Source organism: Pseudobythopirellula maris, from assembly GCF_007859945.1.
In the GTDB taxonomy this organism is placed as follows: Bacteria; Planctomycetota; Planctomycetia; order Pirellulales; family Lacipirellulaceae; genus Pseudobythopirellula; species Pseudobythopirellula maris.
This window is the reverse complement of the sequence record NZ_SJPQ01000001.1, coordinates 720273-743019: the sequence shown is the minus strand read 5'-3', so window position 1 is coordinate 743019 and position 22747 is coordinate 720273. Positions and strand designations below refer to the sequence as shown.

Genomic DNA, 22747 nt, shown 5'->3' with positions numbered 1-22747 from the left:
ATTCACAATCAAACAACCACTCGCTGCACCCGGTTGTTGTGGGTGTCCAACACGTGCAGCCGGTTGTGCGAGTCGAGCGCCAAGGCCCAGGGGTCCCACAGCTGCCCCTCGTCGCGGCCCTGTCCGCCCCACACGCCGAGCGACTCGCCCCCTTGTGTAAACTTCTGCACGCGGTGGTTCCCGTACTCGACGATGTAGAGGTCGCCCGCCGGGTCCATCACGATGTCGTAAGGGTAATACATTTGCCCCGGCGCCGAGCCCTCTTCTCCCCACATCGCCACAAGTTTGCCGTCCGGGTCGAACACTTTGATGCGGTGGTTGCAGGCGTCGCAGACCCACAAGCGGTCGTCGCTGTCGACGAGCAGGTTCTGCGGCCGCTTGAATTGGTCGGGGCCCGTGCCGTGCGAGCCCCACTGGGCGAGGAACTCGCCATCGGGCGAAAACTTCTGCACGCGGTCGTTGTCGCCGTACTCGCAGACGTAGAGACAACCCTGAGAGTCGCGCACCGCGTCGGTGACGAACCCAAACTCACCCGGCGCCACGCCGTTCGTGCCCCCGGTGGTCGCCGCCGAGACCAGCGAGCCGTCGAGCTCGTACTCCAGGATGCGGTAGTAGTGCGTGTCGGCCACCAGCAGGCGGTTCGACGCCGGGTCGTACGTCAGGCCGGTCGGTCGGCCGTTGTCGCACACGGGCGTGCTCCAGCCGTGCAGGTAGTTGCCGTCGAGGTCGTAAACCAAGATGCGAGCGGTGAAGTCGACCAAGTAAAGGCGCTGGTCGGCGTCGATCGCCATGGCCCGCGCCTTGTGCATGCGACCGCCGACCACGCCGTGGCGGCCCCACACCTTGTCGAGCCGACCGAACCCGGGTCCCGCCGGCTCGCAGCCCGTCGCGCTAGCCAACGGGGCAAGCAGCCCACAGGCGGCCGCCCCCTGCAAGAAACGACGACGCGACACGGCCCCCCGAGGAGACTCGGCGCCGTCGTTGCTAAGCGACTCGCTAGCGTTCATGCGTGGGGATGTTCCGTAGCGTAAGAAAAGGACGCGCCTCGACTCTAGATTCTGGCGGACCGAGCCTCGTGAAGCAACAACACCGCGGCGTTCATTTAGCCTAGTGATCGTTTCTGTGGAGATATGGGCGCCTCTGGGGCTTCATGGCCCGCGGCGCTAACGCCTTGTCGTGTGAGATCCTGTCTGTGCGTCTTGGGCCTCCTCGAGCGACGCGATCGCTATTGACGACCGAGACGTTCAAGTCGCATCAGAGGGCGGCAGGTAGAATTGATTCAGCGAGACTCGCCGCTCGACCTAAAGGGCTTGCCGCATTGGGCTTAGGTCATGCGGAGACCGCTCGCAACTGGTTGACCGACTCGACAAGCGGCCGTTATAGTTCAGGGCTGTCCCGATCACGGCGACCGACGCCTGTGGGGCAGAACCGTCCGTGCGATGGACGCACGCATTTCGTTCCGTTTGCTCCCGAACCACCCCCATTATGCCGCCACGCGTTATCAACGTCGCCCAAGCGGACGACCTACGCGACGTTGTGCATCGCACCGTGCAGGCGTTGGCAGAAGGCCAACTGGTCGGTGTCCCGACCGAGACCGTTTACGGCATCGCGGCTAGCGCCGACCGACCCGACGCCGTCGCCCGGCTCGCCGAGGCGAAGGGCAGGGCGGCTTCGGCCCCGTTTGCGTTGGCCGTCAAAGGCGCCGACGACGCCGAGGACTACGCCCCGCAGTGGGGCCCGCTCGCCCGCCGGCTTGCCCGGCGCTGCTGGCCGGGGCCGGTAACTCTGGTGGTCGGCAGCGACCACGAGGGGGGCCTCACCGGCAAGCTCTGCGACGGCATCCGTCAGCACGTTTGCCCGAACGGAACGGTCGGCTTCCGGGCGCCCGCCAACCGGGTGCTGCAAGACGTGTTGCGCATGCACGCCGGACCGCTGGTGCTGACCAGCGCGAACGCCAGCGGCGACCCCGAGGCGACCGACGCGAAGGGCTGCGTCGACGCCTTGGGCGATAGCCTCGGCCTGGTGCTGGACGACGGACCGGCCCGCTACGGACAGGCCTCGTCGGTCGTTCGCGTGTGGCCCGACCGTTTCGAGATGCTCCGGGAGGGAGTCGTGGGGAAACCAACCATCGAACGCTTGTCCAGTTACTTGGTGGTGATGGTTTGCACGGGCAACACCTGCCGCAGCCCGATGGCCGAGGGGCTCATGCGACGCAAACTCGCCGAGCGGCTCAAGGTAACGGACGACGAACTCGAATCGCGCGGCCTGCTCGTGGCGTCGGCCGGCCTGTCGGCCAGCAACGGCGGGCGGGCGGCGGCCGAGACCCTGGCCCTGCTCGAGGAACGCGGCATCTCACTCGCGGCACATTCCTCGCAGATGCTCAGCGACCACCTTATCCGGCAGGCCGATCTGCTGCTCACGATGACCCGCGCCCACCGCGACGCGATCCTGGGGCACTGGCCCGAGGCCGCCCCACGCGTCAAAATGATGATGCCGGGCGGCCGCGACGTGCCCGACCCGATCGGCGGATCGATCGAGGTTTACCGGCAGTGCGCGGAGCAGCTCGAGCAGGGGATCGACCACCACCTCGACGCCATCCTGAAAGAGATCCGCACGGATGCCACAGAAGGCCCGGATTGAGAGCGGGCCCGGACTGTTAGTCGCGACGCCACACGGCCGTGGCGCCTATCACCGCGGGGCTGAGAATCAGCTTCGCGGGCGGACGGATCGAACCACAAGGCCCAACCTACGCACTCGCGTCGGTCGGGCCGCAGATAGCAAGAGAACAAAAACGTCATGCGCATCGCCGTCGCCAGCGACCACCGGGGTCTCGATCTACGCAACAAAGTGATCAACGTGCTCGAGTCGCTCGGGCACGAGGCGATCGACGAGGGCTCGTGCGGCTCCGAGAGCGTCGACTACCCCGACTTCGCCGCCATCGTCGCCGGCAAGGTCAGCAAGGGCGAGGTCGATCGCGGCATCCTGATCTGCGGCACGGGGATCGGCATGGCGGTGGCCGCCAACAAATTCTGCGGCGTCCGCGCCGCGCCGTGCACCGACGAGGTGACGGCCGAGATCAGCCGCCGCCACAACAACCTGAACGTCCTCTGCCTGTCGGCCGACTTGCTCAGCCCGCGCGTGGTCGAGCGGATGGTCGAGGTCTGGGTCAACACGGAGTTCGAGGGCGCCCGCCACGCCCGCCGCGTCGAGAAGATCACCCAGCTCGAACGCGACTATCTCGGCCGCAAGAACTGACACCGCAAGGAGCACCCGCCGTGCGATCCATCGCTTGCAGCTTGGTCGTGTTCTCCGGCGCCCTGCTGATGGCGACGGGCGCCTACGTCAACTCGATGCCGGGCGGCAGAATCCGCACGACAGTCGGCGGTTGGGGGCTGGCCGTCATCGCCATCGGGCTGACGCTGTTGGTGATCGACATTTATCGCCTCTTCCCGCCTAAGCCATCGCGACACGGGCCGACGAGGCACGAGCCGCCGCGGCATGGGCCCCCCACCGGTCACTGAGACGAAAATGTCCCGTTCTCGAAACCTGCGTGACGACGCCGAGCGCATCTGGCGCGCCGGGGTCGAGGCGGTGCGGCCCGAGACCCTGCTGCCCGCCAGCGTGCGGGTCGACGGCAACTGGCTGCTCGTGGACAACGGCGGCGCCGACCTCGTCGAGGTCGACCTCCACACGGTGCGGCGTCTCTTCGTGGTGGGCGCCGGTAAAGCGGGGGCCGGCATGGCCCGCGGCCTCGAGGCCGCCCTCGGCGAAGCCGTGCTCACCGACAAGCGGCTCGCGGGTTTGGTGAGCGTTCCGGCCGACTGCCTCGGGCCGACGCGGGCGATCGAGCTCGTCGCGGGCCGACCGGCGGGCGTCAACGAGCCCCGCCCCGAGGGAGTGGCCGCCACGCAGAGGATCCTCAAGCTCCTCGGCTCGGCGACGGCCGACGACCTCTGTCTTGTCCTGCTCTCGGGGGGCGGTTCGGCGCTGCTCTGCGCGCCGGCGGATGGGGTGACGCTCGACCAGAAGGCGGCGGTCACACGGTTGCTCTCCGGCGCCGGCGCCACGATCGAGCAGCTCAACACCGTCCGCAAGCAGATCAGCCAGGTGAAAGGGGGCGGCCTGCTGCGCGCCTGCCGCGCGGGCCGCATGGTGTCGCTCGTGCTGAGCGACGTGCTGGGCGATCCCTTGGACATGATCGCCAGCGGCCCCACCGTTCCCAACCCGCAGACCCGTGACGACGCCCTAAGGGTGCTCGCCGAGTTGGGGGTCGAAAGAGACCCGGCGGCGGCGCCGATCGTCGCTCACCTACGCAATCACGCCGACGCGAGGCCGATCCCCCCCCGCCACGAAACGCGCACCGTGGTGATTGGCAACAACGCCACCGCGGTCGACGCCGCCGGCATCGAGGCCGAGCGATTGGGCTACAACCATGCGATGACCTCCAGCCGCGCGTCGGAGGGCCCCGCCGAGGAGATCGGCCGCGGCCTCGCCGAAGAGGCCCTGCGGATGCGCGACGAGCCCCCCACCTCCGTGGCGCCCGACTGCCTGATCACCGGCGGCGAGCCGACCGTTACGCTCGCCGACGCCGCGATCCGCGGCCTGGGGGGCCGCAACCAACAGCTCACGCTCGCCGCATTGCAGGAAATGCGTCGCCGCGACCGGGGCGACCTGGCGGGCGTCTGCCTGCTGTCGGGCGGCACCGACGGCGAGGACGGCCCCACCGACGCCGCCGGCGCGGTCATCGACACGGCGGTCGCTGCCCGCGCCGAGTCCGCGGGCCTCGACCTCGAAGACGCGCTCCGCAGGAACGACGCCTACCGCTTCTTCGAAGCGGCCGACGGCCTGCTGCTCACCGGGCCCACGGGCACGAACGTCTGTGACCTGCGCGTAGTCACGGTCGACCGCGGCGGATCGTGAGGCCCAAGGCAAGCAGCCCCAGCATCGCCAAAGCCGCGGGCTCCGGCACGCTCTGCGTATCGACCGGCGGTTCGGCGGTCATGCCGAAGTTCGCGACCCACGTGTCGTAGTGGGCCATCGTGTACTCGCCGTTCTCGAAGCCGTCTCGCCAGACCGTGAAGTCGGCGGCGTCGACCACGCCGTTGCCGTTGTAGTCGCCGGCGAGCGGCACGGCGGTGTTGTAGTAGAGTGTGAGCGTCGAGCCGACGATGCCCGTGGCGAAGCCCGATGGCAGCGTGTCGAACGCCCCGCTGAAGCCCTCGGTGGCGGTCATGATGTCCCAGCTGCCGGCGCCCGGGTCGTAGAGGTCGAGGAACAGCACGTCCAAGGCGCCGCCGAGCGTCACCAGGCCATCGATCACCAGGGTATCGGAGGTCTCCGCGTCGGCGATTTCGACTTCGATGGCCCCGCTCTCGAGTTCCAGGTAGCCGTCAATGGTGGTTGTGCCGATGCCGCCGAAGAGGCTGAGCCCCGGAGCTAGGGTCGATCCGCTATTGGTGACGCCAAAAGCGATCTCGTTAGCTCGCAACGTACCGCCCCTCAGGGCCAAGGCTCGTGTGCCGATGCTTGAAATGCGATTTGCGAGCAGCTGGCCTCCGTTAATCATCACGCCACTGTTTCCGTTGAAAGCCAATTCGCCCTCAACGGCAAGCCAACCATCATCCACGTCCAGGAAGGCGTGCTGGAGTGTGAGGTTGCCGGCGTGTTGTCCGGCTGCATCGATAGCAGCCCTAGAACCGGATGGGATACGCACCTCGTCGAACCGCGAAGGCTGCCACGCCGTGCCGCCCGTGCCGCCGGTCGCCGCGCTATCATCGGTGCGCCAGTTGCCAAACTCCGCGTAGCGGACGTTACCGCTGCCTGGGAAGCCGCCGCCTTGGAAGACAATCGGCGCGGGCGCCGGGAACTCGCCCTTCTCGTTGATGAACTCGACGAGGTCGATGTAGCCGTCGTTGTCGAAGTCGCCGTTCCAGTCGTTGGGGTTCGTGGGGTCGAGGCCGTGGGCTAGCTCCCAAACGGTCGACATGCCGTCGCCGTCGGTGTCGTAGCCGGCGGCGTGCGTGGTCATCGGCGTCGCCAGCAGGGCTGCCAGCTCGGCCGCGTTGGGCGTCAGCGGCGACACGCCGTCGGGCGGGTTGGTGGCGCCCGTGACGTTGCCGACGATCCGCGCGTCGATCGCCTCGCGGTCCCACCACCAGTTGCCGGCGTGGCTCACGACGTAGTCGTAAGCGTCCGGCGCGTTCATGGTCGTGACGTTGGGCGTGGCGAACGGCGTGGAGCGTTGGGTGAGTTGCCCCGTTTTGCTGGGGATCACGTAGAACTGGCTCCAGCCCGTGTCGGCGCCGTTCGGCTTGCCGTCGATGCCTCGCACCTTGTCCGAATCGACGTAGTTGCCCGCCTGGTAGGCCTCGACCACGGCGTTGTTGTCGATCTGCACGGTACGCGGGGCGTTGCTCGAAGGCGTCGTCGGGCCCGCCACGGTGTAGTTTCCGACGAAGTTCAGGTCGACGCTCTCCGGCACGCTGCCGCTCGAGCCGCCGGCGTAGGCCGCCCGGTCGCTGAAGTTGTAGACCACGTTGTTCCGCAGGTCGGCCGTGAGCAGCGAGTCGTTGTAGTTGCCCAGCCGCGGCTGGCGGCTCTTGTTGTTCGCGTACAGGTTGTGGTGGAACGACACCTGCGAGTCGGTCCGCGGCCGGATCAGCGAGCCGTAGGCGTGGTCGCTGCCGCCGTCGAGCGCGTCGGCGATCAGCGAGTTCTGCACGGTGATGTTCGTGTTGTAATTGGCCACCGACGTGTTCTCGTCCTCGGCCCACGTGCTCGTGACGTGGTCCAGGATCATGTTGGTGGCGACGCCGTTGTCGTTTCCGCCGGCGAAGGTGATCGTGTCGTCGTTGTCGCTCACCCCTTTGCGGAACGTCATGTAGCGGAGGATGATGTTCTCGTTCACCTTGTTCGGGCTGTGCGTGATCTGCGTCATGTCGCCGTAAATAGTCACCGGGCTTGGGGCCGTTTGGCCGGCGATGTAGTAGTTCTTGAGGTTCTTGATGTCGATGTTATCGACGCCCGATCCGTCGAGGCGGATCACGCCGCCGACGTCGAACACGATAATCTTGTTCGCGGTGTCCTCGTCGAACGCGTTGCGGAACGACCCCGGCCCGTCCTCGTTGAGGTTCGTCACGTGGTAAACTTCGGCGTTCGCGAACCAGCCTCCCGCAGGGGCCGAGCCGAGAAACGTGCCGCCGAAGCCTTCGGCGCCCGGGAAAAACGGCGTCTGGGCGTTAGCCTTGAGCAGGCCGAAGCAAAGAACGCTGCAAGCGATCGTGGCTGCGAAGAGCACAGCAGAACCAGAGCGGCACATCGGCGATTCCAATGCGGTGTCGAAAAGGGATGAGGAGAGAATCGAGACGCCAGTCAAAACGCGGAGCAGCGGACCGCTGATCCAGCGTGAATCGGGAGAAGCCCCGTTATTCTAACCTTTGAACGCACTCCTCGGGATGGATAATCCGCCCGGAGAGCCTCGTTCTGCACGCTGACCTAGGGCCGGAGCGACGCCGATTATCCGCTCATATCGTCGGGGTTGGAGGCGGGGTTGATATGTTGAACGGTTGTTCTTAATCTTCAGCTTCGCACGCCTTCACCCCCACCCAGGACGATTTTCGGATGAACGTCAACGAAGCGATTCAGACAGCCGCCGGACTCAGCAACATGGTGCTCAACGCGTACCTCGGCGACCTTGACGACGCCGACCTCATGCGGCGCCCGGCGCCGGGGTGCAATCACTTGGCTTGGCAGCTGGGGCACCTGATCACCGCCGAAAAGCACATGATCGACACGATCCAGCCCGGCGCGGCGCCGGAGCTTCCCGAGGGCTTTGCCGATCAGTACAGCCGAGAAACATGCGGCGACGACGACCCGTCGCATTTCTGCACGAAGCAGGAATACGTGGACCTCTTCACGCAGATGCGCAAAGCGTCTTCTGACATGGTGGCGGGCCTTAGCCCCGAGCGATTCGACGAAGAGACGCCGGACGAGAATTTTCGCAGGATTGTGCCGACCATCGGCGCGATGTGCTTGCTGTTGGCGAACCACCCGATGATGCACGCCGGCCAGTTCGTGCCCGTGCGCCGAGTGTTGGGCAAGCCGACTGCGATCTAAAAGAACCGACCCGGGCGCCCGGCTAAACGTCGAGCAACGGGTGGCCGACGTACAGCTGCAAGATCTGGCTCTGCACCTTGATGGCGCGGATCAGCACCCAGACTTGGTCTTGGCTGAACGTCTTCGGGTCCGACTTGGCGAGGTCTTCGAGCTCGCCCGTCATGGCGGCGTGCTGGTCGGTGGCGAACTGCAGCTTCAGGCCGGTGCGCTTCCACGCCTCCTGCAGATGGCGGTCATCGGCCAGTTGCTCGAGGCTGTCTTGCGAGTTGGTTAGCAACAGGCAGAGGCGTGCGACGTCTTGTGGCGTCGCCTCGGGTTGGAGCTGCTCGATCCGTTGGGCCAGCTGTTGGCAAGTCATAGGTGCTTTACGGTGGCTTGGTGGGCGCGGGGGCGAGGCGGTAGCCGCCGCGTCCGCCGCGGTGTCGGCACGTGCTGAGCGAAGTTTTCCCGGAAAAAGACGCTTGCACGCAGTATCCTAGCTCAGCGGGGGGCGCCGTCTTGGCTCCTAGCCATCGCTTGAGGGGATCCGCGACAGCCTGAGGGGCCGATTAAACCGGTTCCGCCGCTTGGGCCGCAGCCGAGCCGTTAAGCTGGTCTGCGAGCCGCCTGGTACGCATAATTCTCTTCAAGAATCGACCCATTTGTGGCCGAGAGCTTGCGGTTTTTAGGGGAGTGATTTCTACCCAAGACGCTTCCGCCCACCCTTCGCCCCCAAGCCGAGGCAAGCCGCCCCCTGTGGAGTAACAAGAGATGATGCGCTGCACCGAGTGCGGGGGACCGCTGCGAGCGGACGAGATTAGCCCAGCGAGTACGGCGGATGGGCGGCTGGCCAAGGGCCGGGTGGTGGCGGGCGCCGCCACCCTCGCCGAGGCCGGCTACCTGGCCAGCGTGCTGCAAGCCGAGGGGATCGAATCCGACGTGCTGCCGCGTGAGGCGTTCGACGCAGCGTCGGGGAGCTGGTCGTGTTCCTTCGTACTGCGTGTCGCCCAGCAGGATCTGGCTCGAGCCGAGGAACTAGCGCACAGCGAGGCGGCGGCATTCAACACCGACGACGAGACCGACGGCCAGCGGCCCGCGGGTGATCAGGGCGATCCGTACACCGCGTGGCGGCCCTTGGTCGTGGTCACCGTAGTCGGCGCCGCCCTCTTTGCCATCGCCGATTACTTGTCGGACCGACAGGCCGTGGGTCCTCGCGCGGGGGCTGCTCAGGGGGACGGCCAGGGGCTGGCCGCCGCGGTCGGGGCGCTCGGCGAGCCGCTGCTCACCCCACCCGGTCCGGGGGGCGGTCGCAGCCGACTGAGCCTGAACCACGATCGGGGCGTGTGGGTCTTGGAGTCCGACGCCGACGGCGATGGCCTCTTCGAGCGTCGCCGGCTGTTCCCGGCGCCCACGCTCGAAGCCGCGGCCGCCGGGGGGTAAGATCGTCGGCTTGCCGGCGCCCAATCGGTGGGGCTCGGCCAGCTGTCGCACGCAAACTGAGGAAAATCTCTTGGCGAAACTCGGCGTCAACATCGACCACGTGGCCACCGTACGCCAGGCCCGCCGGGCCGAAGAGCCCGACCCGGTTTGGGCTTCCGCGCTCGCCGTACTGGGCGGGGCCGACGGGATCACGATCCACCTGCGGGAGGACCGCCGGCACATCCAGGACCGCGATCTCGCGGTGCTGATGCAAACGGCCGCCGTGCCGGTGAACCTCGAGCTGGCTTGTGCGCCGGATGTGGTCGCCATCGGCTGCGACGCCAAGCCGCAGCAGGCCACCCTCGTTCCCGAGCGTCGCGAAGAGGTCACGACCGAGGGGGGCCTCGACGTGGTGGGGGGACGCGACAAAGTGGCCGAGGCGACCCGCCGACTGCAAGAGGCCGGGATCGTCGTGAGCCTGTTCATCGACGCCGTCCCCACGCAGGTCGAGGCGACGGCCGACATCGGCGCCGATGCCGTCGAGCTGCACACCGGTCCGTACGCCCACGCCTTCGCCGCCGGCGACCCGGGCGAGGCGCTCGCCCGATTGGCCGAGGCGGGCGAGCTGGCCCAGAAGCTGGGCCTCACGCTGCACGCCGGCCACGGGCTCAATTACCAGAACGTCGGCCCCGTGGCGGCGTTCCCCGGCATGGTCGACCTGAACATCGGCCATAGCATCATCGCTCGCGCGGTGATGGTCGGCATGGAGCGGGCGGTGAGCGACATGAAACGGCTGATCGACACAGCTTGCCGCTGAACGCGTCGCACGCCGCAGCACGCAGCCGAAGCGACAGGCGACAGCCGACGGCCTACGGGCGTCGGAAGAGTCACCGTGGGGCTGTCCGACGCCCGTAGGTCGTCGGCTGCCGTCCCTTGCGAGGGCGTTGCCCCTAGCGGTTCGCCGCGCTATTATGCGGGACTTCACACCAAAACCACCCTACACCTACACACAGCCCCTCTCATGGACAGAAAAGGCTCTGAATTCGCCGGCGTCTCGGTCGCGCTCACCACGCCGTTTGTGAATGGCGAGGTCGACTACGACCGCTTCGCCGAGCAGGTTGAATTCCAGATCGCCGCGGGCGTTGACTGCCTCTGCCCGGTCGGCACGACCGGCGAGTCGCCCACGCTCTCTCACGACGAGCACGAGCGTGTGATCGCGTTCGTGGTGGAGAAGACGTCCGGCCGCACGAAGGTGATGCCCGGCACGGGCTCGAACAGCACGGCCGAGGCGGTGCGGCTCACCAAGTTCGCCGAGCGGGCCGGCGCCGACGCCGCCTTGCAGGTGGCGCCGTACTACAACAAGCCGACCCAAGAGGGCTTCTACCAGCACTACAAGCGCTTGGCCGAGGAGTGCGGGCTGCCCCAGTGCGTCTACAACATCCCGGGCCGCACGGCCAAGAACATCGAGCCTGAGACGATCGTCCGCCTCGCGGAGCTGGAGAACATCGCCGTCGTCAAAGAGGCGACCGGCTCGCTCGACCAGTGCTCGCGCATCTTGGCCGAGACCAACCTCACGGTGCTCAGCGGCGACGACAGTCTCACGCTGCCGATGATGGCGGTCGGCGCGTCGGGCTCGATCTCGGTGGTGGCCAACCTCGTGCCGGGCGACGTGAAGGCGATGGTCGCCGCCGCCGCGGCGGGCGACTTCGCCGCCGCTCGGGAGCAGCACTTCAAGCTGTTCGCGCTCTGCCGCGACATGCTTGGGCTCGCCACGAACCCGATCCCCGTTAAGGCCGCGATGAAGCTCTTGGGCCGCGACAACGGCGAGATGCTCCTGCCGATGACGCCGCTCGAAGAGCCGCTCGTCGAGAAGCTCCGTGGCAGCCTGACAGCGTACGGCTTGCTCTAGGCGGTGGCCGAGACTCCGGCGGATGTAGCCGGCTCGCCGTGAAAACGTTGGGCAAGGCCGACAAAGTTGCGCAGCAACTCCAGGCCGTGATCGGTGAGCACCGCCTCGGGGTGGAACTGCACGCCGTAGGTCGGCGCCGTGGCGTGACGCATCGCCATCAGCACGCCGTCGTCGCTCCACGCCGTGGCGATCAGCTCCGTCGGAAGCGACTCGCCTGCCACGCTGAGCGAGTGGTAGCGGCATGCCGTGAGCGGGCTCGGCAGCCCGGCGAACAGGCCCTGGCCGTCGTGCTCAACGAGCGAGGTTCGCCCATGCCACGGGCGCGGCGACCTCTCGACCCGGGCGCCGAGCGCTTGGGCGATCGCCTGATGCCCCAAGCAAACGCCCAGCAGCGGCGTGGCGCCGCTGAGAGCCCGCACGAGCTCGACGCAGCGGCCCGCCTCGAGCGGTCCTCCGGGCCCCGGCGAGAGCACCACGGCGTGCGGGGCGAGCTTGGCGACGCCCTCTGCGTCGACCGCGTCGTTGCGCACGACCAGCGTCTCCTCCCCCAGCCGCCGCAGGTAGCGAGCGAGGTTGTGGACGAAGCTGTCGTAGTTGTCGACGAGCAGGATCAAAGAGAGGGGAGGGGCGAGAGGTCAGAGGGCGAACGCCCAACAAGTGGCCAGTAGTCGGCGAGCTAAGCTCGCCGCACAGCGCTGCGAAACGCTAAGATACTCCCACCCGCTGCCCCCGGCGAGCGCAGCTCGTCGGCCATCGCTATTTGCTCCGAGTAGCCTTTACCCCATCGCATTATGATCCTCGCCGGACAATTGCTGCTGAACGACGACCCGTGCGCGGCGCGGATCGCGCCGGGTTACGTGCGGGTGGAGGGAGATACGATCGCCGAGGTCGTGGTAGGAGAGGTCCCCGCTTCGGCCGACGCCGGGGGACCGCACGCGCTGGTCTCACCCGGGCTCGTCGACGCCCACCTCCATTTGCCGCAGTTCGACACGATGGGCGCGCACGGCTTGCCGCTGCTCGAGTGGCTCGAAGGCGCCACGTTCCCCGCCGAACGCCGCTGGGAGGACCCCGACTTCGCCCGTTCGATGACGCAACGCGTCGTCGATCAACTCTTTGCACACGGCACGACGGCCGTATGCGCCTACGCCACGGTGCACCACGAGGGCGCCCTCGCCGCTTTGGAGACGGCCGCCGAACGCGGATTGCGCGGCGTGATCGGTCAGGTGCTGATGGACCGCGAAGCTCCCGGGTTCCTCTGCCGCGACGCCGAGGAATCGATCGCAGGCACGGCGCGGCTGCTGGATCTCTTTCCGCCCGGCGGCCGCTTGGCCGCGGCTGTAACGCCGCGTTTCGCAATCACCTGCACCCCGGAACTGCTCGCCCAGGCGGGCGGCCTTGCCGCCGAGCGCAACGCCACCGTGCAGACCCACCTGGCGGAGACCGTCGCCGAGTGCCAGTTCGTGGAGCGGCTCTTCGGCGAGGCGAGCTACACGCAAGTTTACGACCAGGCCGGGCTGCTCACGCCGCGGTCGGTGATGGGCCACGGCATCCACCTCAGCGACGAGGACCGGCGGTTGCTCAAGGATCGCGGCTCGATCATCGCCCATTGCCCCACGGCGAATTCTTTCTTGCGATCGGGGGCGATGGATCGCCGCGCGTTGCTCGGCGCCGAGTGCCCGATGGTTCTCGGCAGCGACATCGGCGCCGGCTACGAGCGTTCGATGGTTCGTGTCGCGCGTGCGATGGTCGAGACCGCTTCGGCGCTCGGCGAGGGCTACCCCTCGGCCGCCGAGGCGTGGCGGCAGATCACCGCCGGGACGAGCGAGACCCTCGGCTGGTCCGACGCCGGCTTTTTGAAACCCGGAGCGCCGGCCGACTTGTTGCTCGTCGAGCCCGACATCGATTGGCTCGGCGGCCGCGTTGACCCGTTGGCGATGCTGCTGTTCGCTTGGGACGATCGTTGGCTGCGTCGCACCTACGCCCGAGGCGAACTCGTTTACGGGTCCGATGCGTCTTGAGGCTAGGTGGCGGTAGGCTTAGCCCTCTAACGCCAAGGCGAGCAACTCGGCGCGGCTCGTGACGCCGAATCGCTTGTAGATCCGCTTCAAGTGGCTGTGGATCGTGTGGTGACTGCGATCGAGTTGCTCGGCGATCTGCTTCTCGGTGAGTCCCCGCAACGCGTGCTCAAGAACCTCGGCCTCGGCCTTGGTGAGGTTGTACGCCTTGCTGAGCGAAACCCCCTTCGATGCGTGGGAGGCGCCCCCTTTGAGAATCGGCGCCATGCCTCGCGCCAAGAGCCGCAGCTTGCAACGCTCGTCATCGCTATAGGGCGACGAGTCGAGCTCTCGTCCCAGACCGATCAGCAGGTACTTTCCTTCGTCGACTTTCCACGCAGCGGTGAGAACGTCTTCGATTCCTGCCTCGCGTCGCAGGCGTCCGAGTTCACTCGCGTAGAGTCTCTCGGCACCAACCGCCTCGACAGCAGTGGCGACAACCGGCTGCATGGCGCCGTTCGCGAGTGATCGTTCACCCCAGCCGAAGACGGGAGTCAGCGCCTCAACGTAAGCAGGAGAACCACTAATCGCTTGGAACGCTTCGACCGCTTTGCTGTGGCTCACCAGAAACTTCTGGCTCGAACTCCAGAGGCCACTTTCATCGCGGTTGAAGGCGTGCCCATGCAGAAACGCGCGGTCTGGCAACCAGCCGAGGGCGTCCTGCGCGAACGAAGCGAGCCTTATGGTTGTGGTCGACCCGCAAAGCATTGCGGCGCCGAGAAAATCGATCACATCGCCGGCGTCGGCGAGTGTCTCCGAACAATTGGTGCAGTTCAAGATTCTGTTTGCGATCGCGATTCTTGCGATCGTCCTCATCCAAGGTGGGCGTAGCAGCGGGGAGTGGCGAGGAATGACCTGACGCGCTCAAGGGGCCGTGCAACGATTGTTCCGGCCTCTTGAAGGGTTCCATGCGCAGTCAAGAGTGGGCGCCGATGATCTCGCTGTCTCAAGGTACGAACCACTCACCAGCGGGGGGTTATTGAGACACGAAATCACTAACGATTTTGTGAAGCTAGTTCTTGCGGAAACTCACAACAACCCCCTTGAATTGGGGATTTCCGCCTATCACGGTTGCTCGCCACCAGAGCGGGGGGGAGCGATCGCGGAATAGCGATGCGGAAAAGCGGAAGCGAGATCGTGGTGCGCGAGACCGTGATTCTCGGCGCCTAGCGTGGTGAAAGATGCTTGCCGCACTCTTTGTCAGCCGAGCTTGGGGTCGCTCTTCAGCGGCAAGCTGACCGGCTTGCCGCTCTTGGCCGACTTGTAGATCGCAAGGATCAACTCCACGCTGCGGCGACCTTCATGGCCATCGATGGCGGGCGAGCGCTCCGCCCTTATAGCGGCGATAAAGTCGGCGAATTGCTTGGCGTGGGCGTGATGACCGATCGCCGCGGGGTCGCCGGCGCCGCCGCCATGCTCGTCGCCACGGTTCATCGCTTCACGGACCTTCGCGTCGCTCTTGCGGGGCTTGGCGAAGTCCCACGCCCTGATGCTTTCCTCCTCCAGGATCGCGCTGCCGGAGTCGCCGTGAAGCTCGATCCGCTTTAGATATCCTGGCCAAGCGGCGGTGGTCGCCTGGATGACGCCGAGGGCCCCGCTGGCGAAACGGAGCGTCGCGACGGCGGTGTCCTCGACCTCGATGCGCTCATGCGCAAGCGTAGCGGTTTGTGCACAAACTTGCTCGACCGGGCCCATGAGCCACAGCAGCAGGTCGACGGTGTGGATCGCTTGATTCATCAGTGCGCCGCCGCCGTCGAGCGCCCACGTTCCCCGCCACGCGCCCGAGTCGTAGTACTCTTGGGTGCGGTGCCATTTGATGTAGGCGTCGCCCATGGTCATGCGGCCGAAGCGGCCGCCGTCGACCGCTTTCTTGAGCGTTTGCGAGGCGCCGTGGAAGCGGCTCGGAAAGATCGTGGCGAGCTGAACGCCGGCCTGCTCGCAGGCGGCGATCACGCGGTCGCACTTCTTGAGCGTCACCTCGAGCGGCTTCTCGATCAGCACGTGCTTACCCGCCTTGGCGGCCGCCACGGCCGGCTCCATGTGCGCGCCGCTGGGCGTGCAGATGCAGACGGCGTCGACCGCCGGATCGGCGAGCAACGCCTTGAGGTCCGCGTGGGCGGTGACACCGAACTCGTCGGCCAGCTTGGCGGCGCTTTTCGGGTTGCTGCTGCAGCACGCCACCAGCTTCGCCCCACGCGTGTCGCCGAGAGCCTTGGCGTGAAAGCGACTGATCATGCCGCAACCGACAATACCGAAACCTAAAGCCATGGGCGCCTTCTCTTGCAAATCCGTGGGGTGATGGGGGTGAGCCGAGACGGTTACTATAACGCGTAACGACGCGTCGCGACGAGCGGCGCCCGCTGAGCAACCAGTCTCGACGAGAGCGGCTCGACAACCAGCCGCTGCTCCCAACTCCTAAACTGTCGCGTGGCGGACCCTTACGAACCTCTTTTGCACGTGGTGCTGTACCAGCCCGAGATCCCCTACAACACGGGGAGCGTCGGCCGCACGTGTGTGGCGGTGGGCGCCAAGCTGTGGCTGGTGCGGCCGTTGGGATTTCAGGTCGATGACCACCACTTGCGCCGCGCGGGTCTCGACTACTGGCGGCATTTGGCGTGGGAGGTGGTTGATGACTGGGCGGCGCTCGGCGAGCGTCTCCCGCTCGAGAGGGCGTGGATGTTCACCAAGTACGGCGACGGCGGCTATTTGGACGCCTCGTACGCTCGCGGCGACATCCTGGTGTTCGGCCGCGAGTCGAACGGGCTGCCCGAGGAACTGCTCGCCAACGCCCAGGGCCGGCGCCTGCGGATCCCCACCCGTCCCGAAGTCCGAAGCCTCAACCTGTCGAACAGCGTAGCCGTGGCGGGGTACGAGGCCCTGCGGCAGATCGGCGGCGGCCCCGTCTGAAAAAGCCGGCTGGGGAGGGGATGCCGGAGCGGGCGTGGGGCGGGGCCCGCGTGAACGGCTCTTTCCCTGAGGCCGCGAATCGCCTTGAATAGTCGTTGAAGACACCTCCCGTGTCTCCTGATAACCCCCCGACCCCGATACGACTGCAGGCCCGTCATGGCATTGGCGACCGGTTTTGAGAACTTCACGACCCCCGACGCCCCGCTCGCCGACCGCACCTGGTTGCGTGTGGGGGGGACGGCGAAGCTGCTCGCCCGGCCCTCGAACGTCGACGAGCTGATTGCGGTTGTGGCGCGTTGCCGTGAGGAGGGCGTGTCGGTCCGGCTGCTAGGGGGCGGGTCGAACGTGCTGGTCCGCGACAGCGGCTACGACGGCGTGGTCGTTTCGCTCGAAGACGAGGCGTTCCACAAGGTCGAGATCGAAGGCAACCGCGTGCGGGCAGGGGGCGGCGCCTCGCTCGCCAAGCTGATCAACGACACCGTGCGGTCCGGCCTGGCCGGGCTCGACCCGCTGGTCGGCATCCCCGGCACGGTGGGCGCCGCGCTGCACAACAACTCGGGCGGCCGCGGCGGCGACATCGGCCAGTGTGCCCGCGAGGCCACGGTGCTGACCCGTTCGGGCGAAACGCTCACTCGCACGCGTGACGACATGGTGTTCGCCTACCGCGAGAGCAGCCTCGACGAGCTGGTGATCCTTGAAGCCGAGTTCGAGCTCGAGCCACAAGACCCCGACACGCTGACCAAGCGGATGCAGAAGCAGTGGATCGTGCAGAAGTCGACCCAGCCGATGACGCATCAACGCGCCGCCCAGGTGTTCCGTAACCCGCGCGGCATGAGCGCCGGCATGCTGATCGATCAGGCGGGCCTCAAGGGGGCAGCCGTGGGCGGCGCCGAGGTCAGCCCGAAGCACGCCAACTACATCGTCGCCCACGACGGCGCCAGCAGCGACGACATCGAGAAGCTGATCGACAAGGTGCGTGATAGCGTCGCCGAGCGGATGGGGGTTGAGCTAGAGCGGGCTTTGGAAATCTGGTAGCTAGGGCGCGAGATACGTGAGTAATCCGCACGCTGTTGGGCGTGCTCCCCTTACTGCGTGCGGGGCTTAGGCGGGTACCGAGCCCCGCACGCAGTAAGGGGAGTAGTCCGCCCCAACGCCCCCCCCACGGTCGCACGGAGGCGCCCGTTATGGCCAGTGATAAAAAGCCCGCCCAAAGCGATTCTCCCCCCGCCGCCGGTCTCTCTTCACGCGGTCAGCTCCTGCTGGCGCTCGGCGTGTTGGCGTGCGGCTGGTTCGTCGTCCAGGCGGCTTGGCGCAGTTGGGCGCCCGCCGTGGCGGCGAGCGACGCCTACCGCATCGCGCCCGAGAACATCGAGCTCTCGCCCGCGGCCCCGCCTTGGGTCCGGTCCGACCTGCGTGGCGAAGCGCTCGCCACCGCCGGGCTCGTAGGCGAGCTCTCGGCGCTCGACGCCCCCGACCGCTTGCAGCAGCGCGTAGCCGACGCCCTGCGGTTTCACCCCTGGGTGCGCGACGTGACGGGCGTCGTGCTCACGCCGCCGCACGGGCTGCGTGTGTCGCTCGAGTACCGCATGCCGGTCGCCGTGGCTTACGCGGCGCAAGGCGGCCCCGCATCGCGTTGGCTGCCGATCGACGCCGAGGGCTACCGCCTGCCCGCCGGGGACTTGTCGGCCAATGAACTGCGTCTGCTGCCCCGCATCCAGTCGGCCGGCGCCGCCCCGTTAGTGGGCGAGCCGTGGGAAGACCCGCGGCTTCGTGGCGCCGTGGCTCTGATCGTCCGATTGGGGCCGGCTTGGCGTGAGTTGCGGCTGGTTGACGTCACCCCGTCGCCGCGGCCCGAGACCCGCGGCGCGTCGCAGCACTACCTCTACACGCTGCGTTCGTCGGCCCGCATGGAGATCTTCTGGGGCGCCGCCCCGGGTCACGAGCCGGCGGGCGAGTCGACGTTCGAGCAGAAGCTCAGCCGGCTGCGGGCCTACATCCAGCAGAACGGCCCGATCGACAAGATCACCACCAGCCCCAAGCGGATCGAAGTGCGCGACGGCCTGATCGCCAGCGAGCGGACCGTGCTGCTGCCCGCCGAGCCGTTCGACGGCGACAGTTCGGACGCCGCGCTGCTGAAGTGATTGCTAAACCACGGATCACACGGATACGACGAAGTCACAATAGCCACGAAAAGGCACGAGAGAGCACGAGAAAAGCGCGGATGCTATTTCTTTTCTTGTGGCTTCTCGTGCCTTTTTGTGGCCATCCCGTATCCGTGCCCATCCGTGTGATCCGTGGTCAACTTTCTAACGCCTCATTCGGGCTGCGGCTCTTTGACCAGCGCGCTGATCGTTTTGAACTCCGCGTGCTCGGAGGTGGCGCACCACTCGAATAGCGCAGCCTCGGTCGTGGTGAGCGTGGCCCCGCACGACTCGAGTCGGCGGAGCGCCGTCTGGTGGTCGACCGCGTAGCGTGACCCGACGGCGTCGACGGCGATCGCCACGCTGAGGCCCGCCGCCAGCAAGTCCATCGCCGTTTGGGCGACGCACACATGGGTCTCGGCGCCGCACAGGAGCACCTGGTCGCGTCCCTCATCGAGCCAGCCGCGGACCAGCTCGCCCCGTTCGCCGGCGCTGAAGCACGCCTTGGCGAGCGGTTCGGGCAGCCGCTCGCCAAGCTCCGGAACCGTGGGACCGAGTTTGTCGGGTCGCTGCTCGGTGGCGGCCGTGGCGACACCCAACGCGCGGGCCCCTTCGACCAGCCGGCTCGCGTTCCACACGTCCCGCTGGGCCGTGGGGATCGCCGCCAGCAGCCGCGATTGCAGGTCGATCACCAACAGGGCCGAGCGGCTGGCGTCGAGCAGATCGGGGTGGCGGGGCAGGGGGGCGCTCATCGGCTGCGTGGGGTCGGAGGGCGTGGGCGTGACAAAAATGGCCGCTGGCCATCGTCACGCGTACGATAACCCGTAGGACGGCAACGCTCTATCTCCCCCGCAGCTCTCCCGCTAGGCCCGCACCCAAGTAGCCGCACAAGTGTCGAAGAAAGAAAAAGCCCTCTGCGATTGGAAGAAGAGCGAGCTGCGCGAGCGGTTTGCCGAGCTCGTGCTGCTGGTGCGTGACCCGACACACGTGTGCGCGAAATGCGGCCGGGCGGCGAGTGACAAAAGCGCGCTTTGCAAGCCCCGGCCGCTTGACTGATTCGCGTGAAGGGCAGTCGCACCTGAAGGGGCGTGGGGGGGCCCTGGCCCGCAGCGGCGGCGGCGCCGACAATGGTCGTACCCTAAGCCAAGGCCCTGCCCACGATATCCCGCCCCTTCCCGATTGGCCCAAGCCCGCATGCCCAAGCGACCCCGCACACGTTCGACAACGATCCTCACTGTCCGCAAGGACGGTCGCGTGGCGATGGGGGGCGACGGCCAGGTGAGCCTCGGCGACACCGTGATGAAGTCCGACGCCCGCAAGGTCCGCGTGCTGGGCGAGGGACGGGTGATCACCGGATTCGCCGGCTCGGCGGCCGACGCGTTCGCGCTCCTGGAGCGGTTCGAGGCGAAACTCAAGGACTACCCGAAGAACATGCCCCGCGCCGCCACGGAGCTCGCCAAGGACTGGCGGATGGACCGCGCGTTGCGACGGCTCGAGGCGATGATCGCCGTGGCCGACGTTGAGAACACCTTGCTGGTCTCCGGCACGGGCGACGTGATCCAGCCGACCGACGGCGTCTTGGGCATCGGCTCGGGGGGCAACTTCGCCACCGCCGCTGCCCGGGCGCTCGTGGAGCACTCCTCGATGTCTGCCGAAGAGATCGTCCGCGAGGCGCTCCGCATCGCGGGCGATATCTGCGTCTACACGAACCACAGCATTGTGGTCGAGACCTTGGGCGGCGATTGATCGCACAGACGCGGCGTCATGCTAGCTCGATTGCAAATTGCAAAGTGATTGTTTGCGATTTCAAATTTGCAATTTTCAATTTGCAGTCCGTTCGAGCCTCACCGACGACGGCTCACCCACTCCTTCCCTCACCAAAGCACTCAGCCTCGATGCGTGACCTGACTCCCAAGCAGATCGTCGAAGAACTCGACCGCCACATCGTCGGCCAGGCCGACGCCAAACGCGCCGTGGCGGTGGCGGTGCGCAACCGCTGGCGCCGTCAGCAGCTCGACGACGAGTTGCGCAAAGAGGTGTCGCCCAAGAACATCTTGCTGATCGGACCCACGGGCGTCGGCAAGACCGAGATCTCCCGCCGGCTGGCCACGCTCACCGGCGCGCCGTTTATCAAGGTCGAGGCCTCGAAGTACACCGAGGTCGGCTACTACGGCCGCGACGTGGAGAGCATGATCCGCGATCTGGTGGAGAACGCCATCGGCCTGGTGCGTACGAGCGAGAAGGAACGCGTCGAAGAGGAGGCCCACCGCAAGGTCGACGAGCGGATCTTGGACCTGCTCGTCCCGGCCCCGGCGTCGATCGACGTCGGCCCGGGCGCCGACGACCCGGCCGAGAGCCACAAGCGGACCCGTGAGAAGATGCGCGCGATGCTTGTCGGCGGGGAACTGGAGGACCGCAAGGTCGAGATCACGGTCGAGCGTAAGGCGCAGGCGATGATGATCCCCGGCATGGGCGGCCCCGGCGGGGGCGACTCGATGGACATCGACCTGCAGGGGATGATCGAGAAGATGCTCCCCAAGCAGGTCAATCGCCGCGAGCTGCCGGTGAGCGAGGCCCGCGAGGTGCTCTTCGAGCAGGCGTGCGAGTCGCTCATCAACGCCGAGCAGGTTAACGCCAAGGCGATCGAGCTGGCGCAAGACCTGGGGATCGTGTTCCTCGACGAGATCGATAAGGTCGTCGCGACCGAAGGGGGCAAGGGCGCCGACGTTTCGCGCCAAGGCGTGCAGCGCGACCTGCTGCCGATTGTCGAGGGCACGACGGTGCAGACCCGCTACGGCTACGTGAAGACCGACCATATCTTGTTCGTCGCGGCCGGGGCGTTCCACAAGGTCTCGCCCAGCGACCTGATGCCCGAGCTGCAGGGTCGGTTCCCGATCCGCGTCGAGCTGAGCGACCTCACGAAGGAGGACTTTGTCCGCATCCTCACCGAGCCGAAGGGCTCGCTCACCAAGCAGTACCAGGCCCTCCTGGGAACCGAGCGGGTGGAGATCGAGTTCGACGACAGCGCGATCGAGGCGTTGGCCGAGTACGCGTTCGAAGTGAACCAGTCGATGCAGAACATCGGCGCTCGGCGCCTGAACACGATGATGGAGCGGCTGCTCGACGAGCTCTCGTACGAGGCCCCCGAGATGAACGGCGGCCGGGTTCCCATCAACGCCGCTTACGTCAAAGAGCGTTTGGAAGCGGTCACTAAGGACGAAGACCTCAGCCGCTACATCCTTTAACGGCGGTCACTCTTTGTGTTGCTGCTCGTGATGCTTTGGACCGGCTCATGGCCTAAAGCCGATGCCGGCGGTCTTGTTTCTTTCCATTCCCTCTCGCCGATGGCGATCGGGAGAGTGGCGTGGCTTAGAGCGGTATTCGAATTGGTGTGGACGAGCGGGGAAGCGATTGGCGGCGTGGCGAGGAAGCCGAAGCAGGCAATGCGGTGCATTGTCGATGCAGGCTGACGAAGCCATCACGCCGATCGCGAGCCGAGCGTCTACACCTATGAGCAAACCGCTCTAGCGTCTCGCTGTGCGCCCTGACGTTGCGTCGTAACGGCAGCGTGGTTTTCGCTGTCGCAATTTTGCCATCGTAAATTGTTTTAATCGGAACTTTCGTGGATAGCGTCTTACGTCTGTAGACGGCGCGGAGCAACGGGGTACGATGACGCCCGATCATCGCTGTCTTTGAATGGCGAATGGCTCCTCGGGCTCATCTTATGCGACGCAGGCTATCGACTCGCGGCGGCAAGCTATTCAGCGGCGCCGCCTTGCTGTATCTGCTGATCGCCTCGCTGTTGGGCGGGGCAGGCGGCCTGGGGGCCTTCACGTTCGGCTACGCCGACGGCGCCTCCTACCTCTCGAACCGTCCCGAAGCGTGCGCCAACTGCCACGCGATGACCGAGCACCTCGACGCTTGGCACAAGTCGTCGCACGGCAAGTTCGCCTCGTGCAACGATTGCCACGCCCCGCACGACTTGATCGGCAAGTACTACTGCAAGTCGCGCAACGGGTTCTTCCACTCGCTGGCGTTCACCACGGGCGACTACCCGGACGAGATCCAGATGCACGCTTACAACCGTGGCGTTGTGGAGCACAACTGCCGTGAGTGTCACGCGGCGCTCGTCGACGAGATCACACCCCACGGCGGCAGCCACGCGGCGGAAGAGGGCGTGTCGTGCCTGCATTGCCACGCGACCGTAGGGCACGACACCTAAA

Annotated in this window: 22 protein-coding genes; 15 read left to right on the top strand and 7 right to left on the bottom strand. The window is 66.7% G+C overall.

The window, feature by feature from the left end:
* Positions 1-8 precede the first annotated feature (8 nt).
* Complete coding sequence (locus tag Mal64_RS02815) at positions 9-1007, bottom strand: NHL repeat-containing protein (RefSeq protein ID WP_146396731.1); 999 nt, start codon at positions 1005-1007, stop codon at positions 9-11.
* A 478-nt stretch (positions 1008-1485) separates the two neighbouring features.
* On the opposite strand from Mal64_RS02815, the gene Mal64_RS19600 reads away from it, so the two are divergent.
* The 4 genes from Mal64_RS19600 to Mal64_RS02795 all read left to right on the top strand — a co-directional run bounded on the left by Mal64_RS19600 (position 1486) and on the right by Mal64_RS02795 (position 4920).
* Positions 1486-2640: an L-threonylcarbamoyladenylate synthase gene (locus tag Mal64_RS19600; protein ID WP_197525383.1), complete on the top strand. Its 1155-nt coding sequence runs from the start codon at positions 1486-1488 to the stop codon at positions 2638-2640.
* A gap of 156 nt (positions 2641-2796) precedes the next feature.
* A complete protein-coding gene (gene rpiB, locus Mal64_RS02805) occupies positions 2797-3255 on the top strand; it encodes a ribose 5-phosphate isomerase B (RefSeq protein WP_146396729.1) in 459 nt (152 codons plus the stop codon).
* A gap of 20 nt (positions 3256-3275) precedes the next feature.
* Entirely contained in the window at positions 3276-3521 is a 246-nt protein-coding gene (locus tag Mal64_RS02800; RefSeq protein WP_146396726.1) for a hypothetical protein, read from the top strand.
* A gap of 7 nt (positions 3522-3528) precedes the next feature.
* A complete protein-coding gene (locus tag Mal64_RS02795) occupies positions 3529-4920 on the top strand; it encodes a glycerate kinase type-2 family protein (protein WP_146396723.1) in 1392 nt (463 codons plus the stop codon).
* On the opposite strand, the gene Mal64_RS02790 is transcribed toward Mal64_RS02795, so the two are convergent.
* On the bottom strand, positions 4895-7297 hold the full coding sequence (locus Mal64_RS02790) for a PEP-CTERM sorting domain-containing protein (protein WP_197525382.1): 2403 nt from the start codon (positions 7295-7297) through the stop codon (positions 4895-4897). The two genes, Mal64_RS02795 and Mal64_RS02790, sit on opposite strands and share 26 nt — an antisense overlap.
* Positions 7298-7620: 323 nt before the next feature.
* Here Mal64_RS02790 and Mal64_RS02785 point away from each other — a divergent pair, with 323 nt between their 5' ends.
* The gene (locus Mal64_RS02785; protein ID WP_146396717.1) at positions 7621-8115 is read left to right on the top strand and encodes a DinB family protein; all 495 of its coding nucleotides are present in this window, start codon (positions 7621-7623) and stop codon (positions 8113-8115) included.
* 22 nt (positions 8116-8137) lie between these two features.
* Here the strand turns inward: Mal64_RS02785 and Mal64_RS02780 are convergent, their stop codons facing one another.
* On the bottom strand, positions 8138-8473 hold the full coding sequence (locus Mal64_RS02780; protein ID WP_146396714.1) for a hypothetical protein: 336 nt from the start codon (positions 8471-8473) through the stop codon (positions 8138-8140).
* Positions 8474-8865: 392 nt separating this feature from the next.
* Between Mal64_RS02780 and Mal64_RS02775 the strand changes: the two genes are divergently transcribed.
* The 3 genes from Mal64_RS02775 to dapA all read left to right on the top strand — a co-directional run bounded on the left by Mal64_RS02775 (position 8866) and on the right by dapA (position 11422).
* Entirely contained in the window at positions 8866-9534 is a 669-nt protein-coding gene (locus Mal64_RS02775; protein ID WP_146396711.1) for a hypothetical protein, read from the top strand.
* A gap of 70 nt (positions 9535-9604) precedes the next feature.
* Entirely contained in the window at positions 9605-10330 is a 726-nt protein-coding gene (locus Mal64_RS02770; protein ID WP_146396708.1) for a pyridoxine 5'-phosphate synthase, read from the top strand.
* Between the two features lie 204 nt (positions 10331-10534).
* A complete protein-coding gene (gene dapA / locus Mal64_RS02765) occupies positions 10535-11422 on the top strand; it encodes a 4-hydroxy-tetrahydrodipicolinate synthase (RefSeq protein ID WP_146396705.1) in 888 nt (295 codons plus the stop codon).
* Here dapA and Mal64_RS02760 read toward each other — a convergent pair.
* Positions 11419-12036: an anthranilate synthase component II gene (locus tag Mal64_RS02760; protein WP_146396702.1), complete on the bottom strand. Its 618-nt coding sequence runs from the start codon at positions 12034-12036 to the stop codon at positions 11419-11421. The genes dapA and Mal64_RS02760 overlap by 4 nt on opposite strands.
* A 177-nt stretch (positions 12037-12213) precedes the next feature.
* Here Mal64_RS02760 and Mal64_RS02755 point away from each other — a divergent pair, with 177 nt between their 5' ends.
* Positions 12214-13440, top strand: coding sequence for an amidohydrolase family protein (locus Mal64_RS02755; protein ID WP_146396699.1), 1227 nt, complete (start codon positions 12214-12216; stop codon positions 13438-13440).
* A gap of 18 nt (positions 13441-13458) precedes the next feature.
* On the opposite strand, the gene Mal64_RS02750 is transcribed toward Mal64_RS02755, so the two are convergent.
* Complete coding sequence (locus Mal64_RS02750; RefSeq protein WP_197525380.1) at positions 13459-14253, bottom strand: helix-turn-helix transcriptional regulator; 795 nt, start codon at positions 14251-14253, stop codon at positions 13459-13461.
* Between the two features lie 423 nt (positions 14254-14676).
* Entirely contained in the window at positions 14677-15744 is a 1068-nt protein-coding gene (locus Mal64_RS02745; protein ID WP_146396694.1) for a Gfo/Idh/MocA family protein, read from the bottom strand.
* Positions 15745-15903: 159 nt separating this feature from the next.
* Between Mal64_RS02745 and Mal64_RS02740 the strand changes: the two genes are divergently transcribed.
* The 3 genes from Mal64_RS02740 to Mal64_RS02730 all read left to right on the top strand — a co-directional run bounded on the left by Mal64_RS02740 (position 15904) and on the right by Mal64_RS02730 (position 18524).
* Positions 15904-16383: a tRNA (cytidine(34)-2'-O)-methyltransferase gene (locus Mal64_RS02740; RefSeq protein WP_146396691.1), complete on the top strand. Its 480-nt coding sequence runs from the start codon at positions 15904-15906 to the stop codon at positions 16381-16383.
* A 156-nt stretch (positions 16384-16539) separates the two neighbouring features.
* A complete protein-coding gene (gene murB, locus Mal64_RS02735; RefSeq protein ID WP_146396687.1) occupies positions 16540-17418 on the top strand; it encodes a UDP-N-acetylmuramate dehydrogenase in 879 nt (292 codons plus the stop codon).
* A 149-nt stretch (positions 17419-17567) separates the two neighbouring features.
* Positions 17568-18524: a cell division protein FtsQ/DivIB gene (locus Mal64_RS02730; protein WP_146396684.1), complete on the top strand. Its 957-nt coding sequence runs from the start codon at positions 17568-17570 to the stop codon at positions 18522-18524.
* A gap of 173 nt (positions 18525-18697) precedes the next feature.
* On the opposite strand, the gene Mal64_RS02725 is transcribed toward Mal64_RS02730, so the two are convergent.
* Positions 18698-19276 (bottom strand): isochorismatase family protein, encoded by a 579-nt coding sequence (locus tag Mal64_RS02725; protein ID WP_146396681.1) that lies wholly within the window; start codon positions 19274-19276, stop codon positions 18698-18700.
* A gap of 442 nt (positions 19277-19718) precedes the next feature.
* Here Mal64_RS02725 and hslV point away from each other — a divergent pair, with 442 nt between their 5' ends.
* The 3 genes from hslV (at position 19719) to nrfH (ending at position 22746) form a co-directional block, all read left to right on the top strand.
* Positions 19719-20270: an ATP-dependent protease subunit HslV gene (gene hslV, locus Mal64_RS02720; RefSeq protein WP_146396678.1), complete on the top strand. Its 552-nt coding sequence runs from the start codon at positions 19719-19721 to the stop codon at positions 20268-20270.
* Between the two features lie 149 nt (positions 20271-20419).
* Positions 20420-21769, top strand: a complete 1350-nt coding sequence (gene hslU, locus Mal64_RS02715) for an ATP-dependent protease ATPase subunit HslU (RefSeq protein ID WP_146396674.1) — start codon at positions 20420-20422, stop codon at positions 21767-21769.
* A 479-nt stretch (positions 21770-22248) separates the two neighbouring features.
* Entirely contained in the window at positions 22249-22746 is a 498-nt protein-coding gene (nrfH, locus tag Mal64_RS02710) for a cytochrome c nitrite reductase small subunit (RefSeq protein WP_146396671.1), read from the top strand.
* Position 22747: the final 1 nt, after the last annotated feature.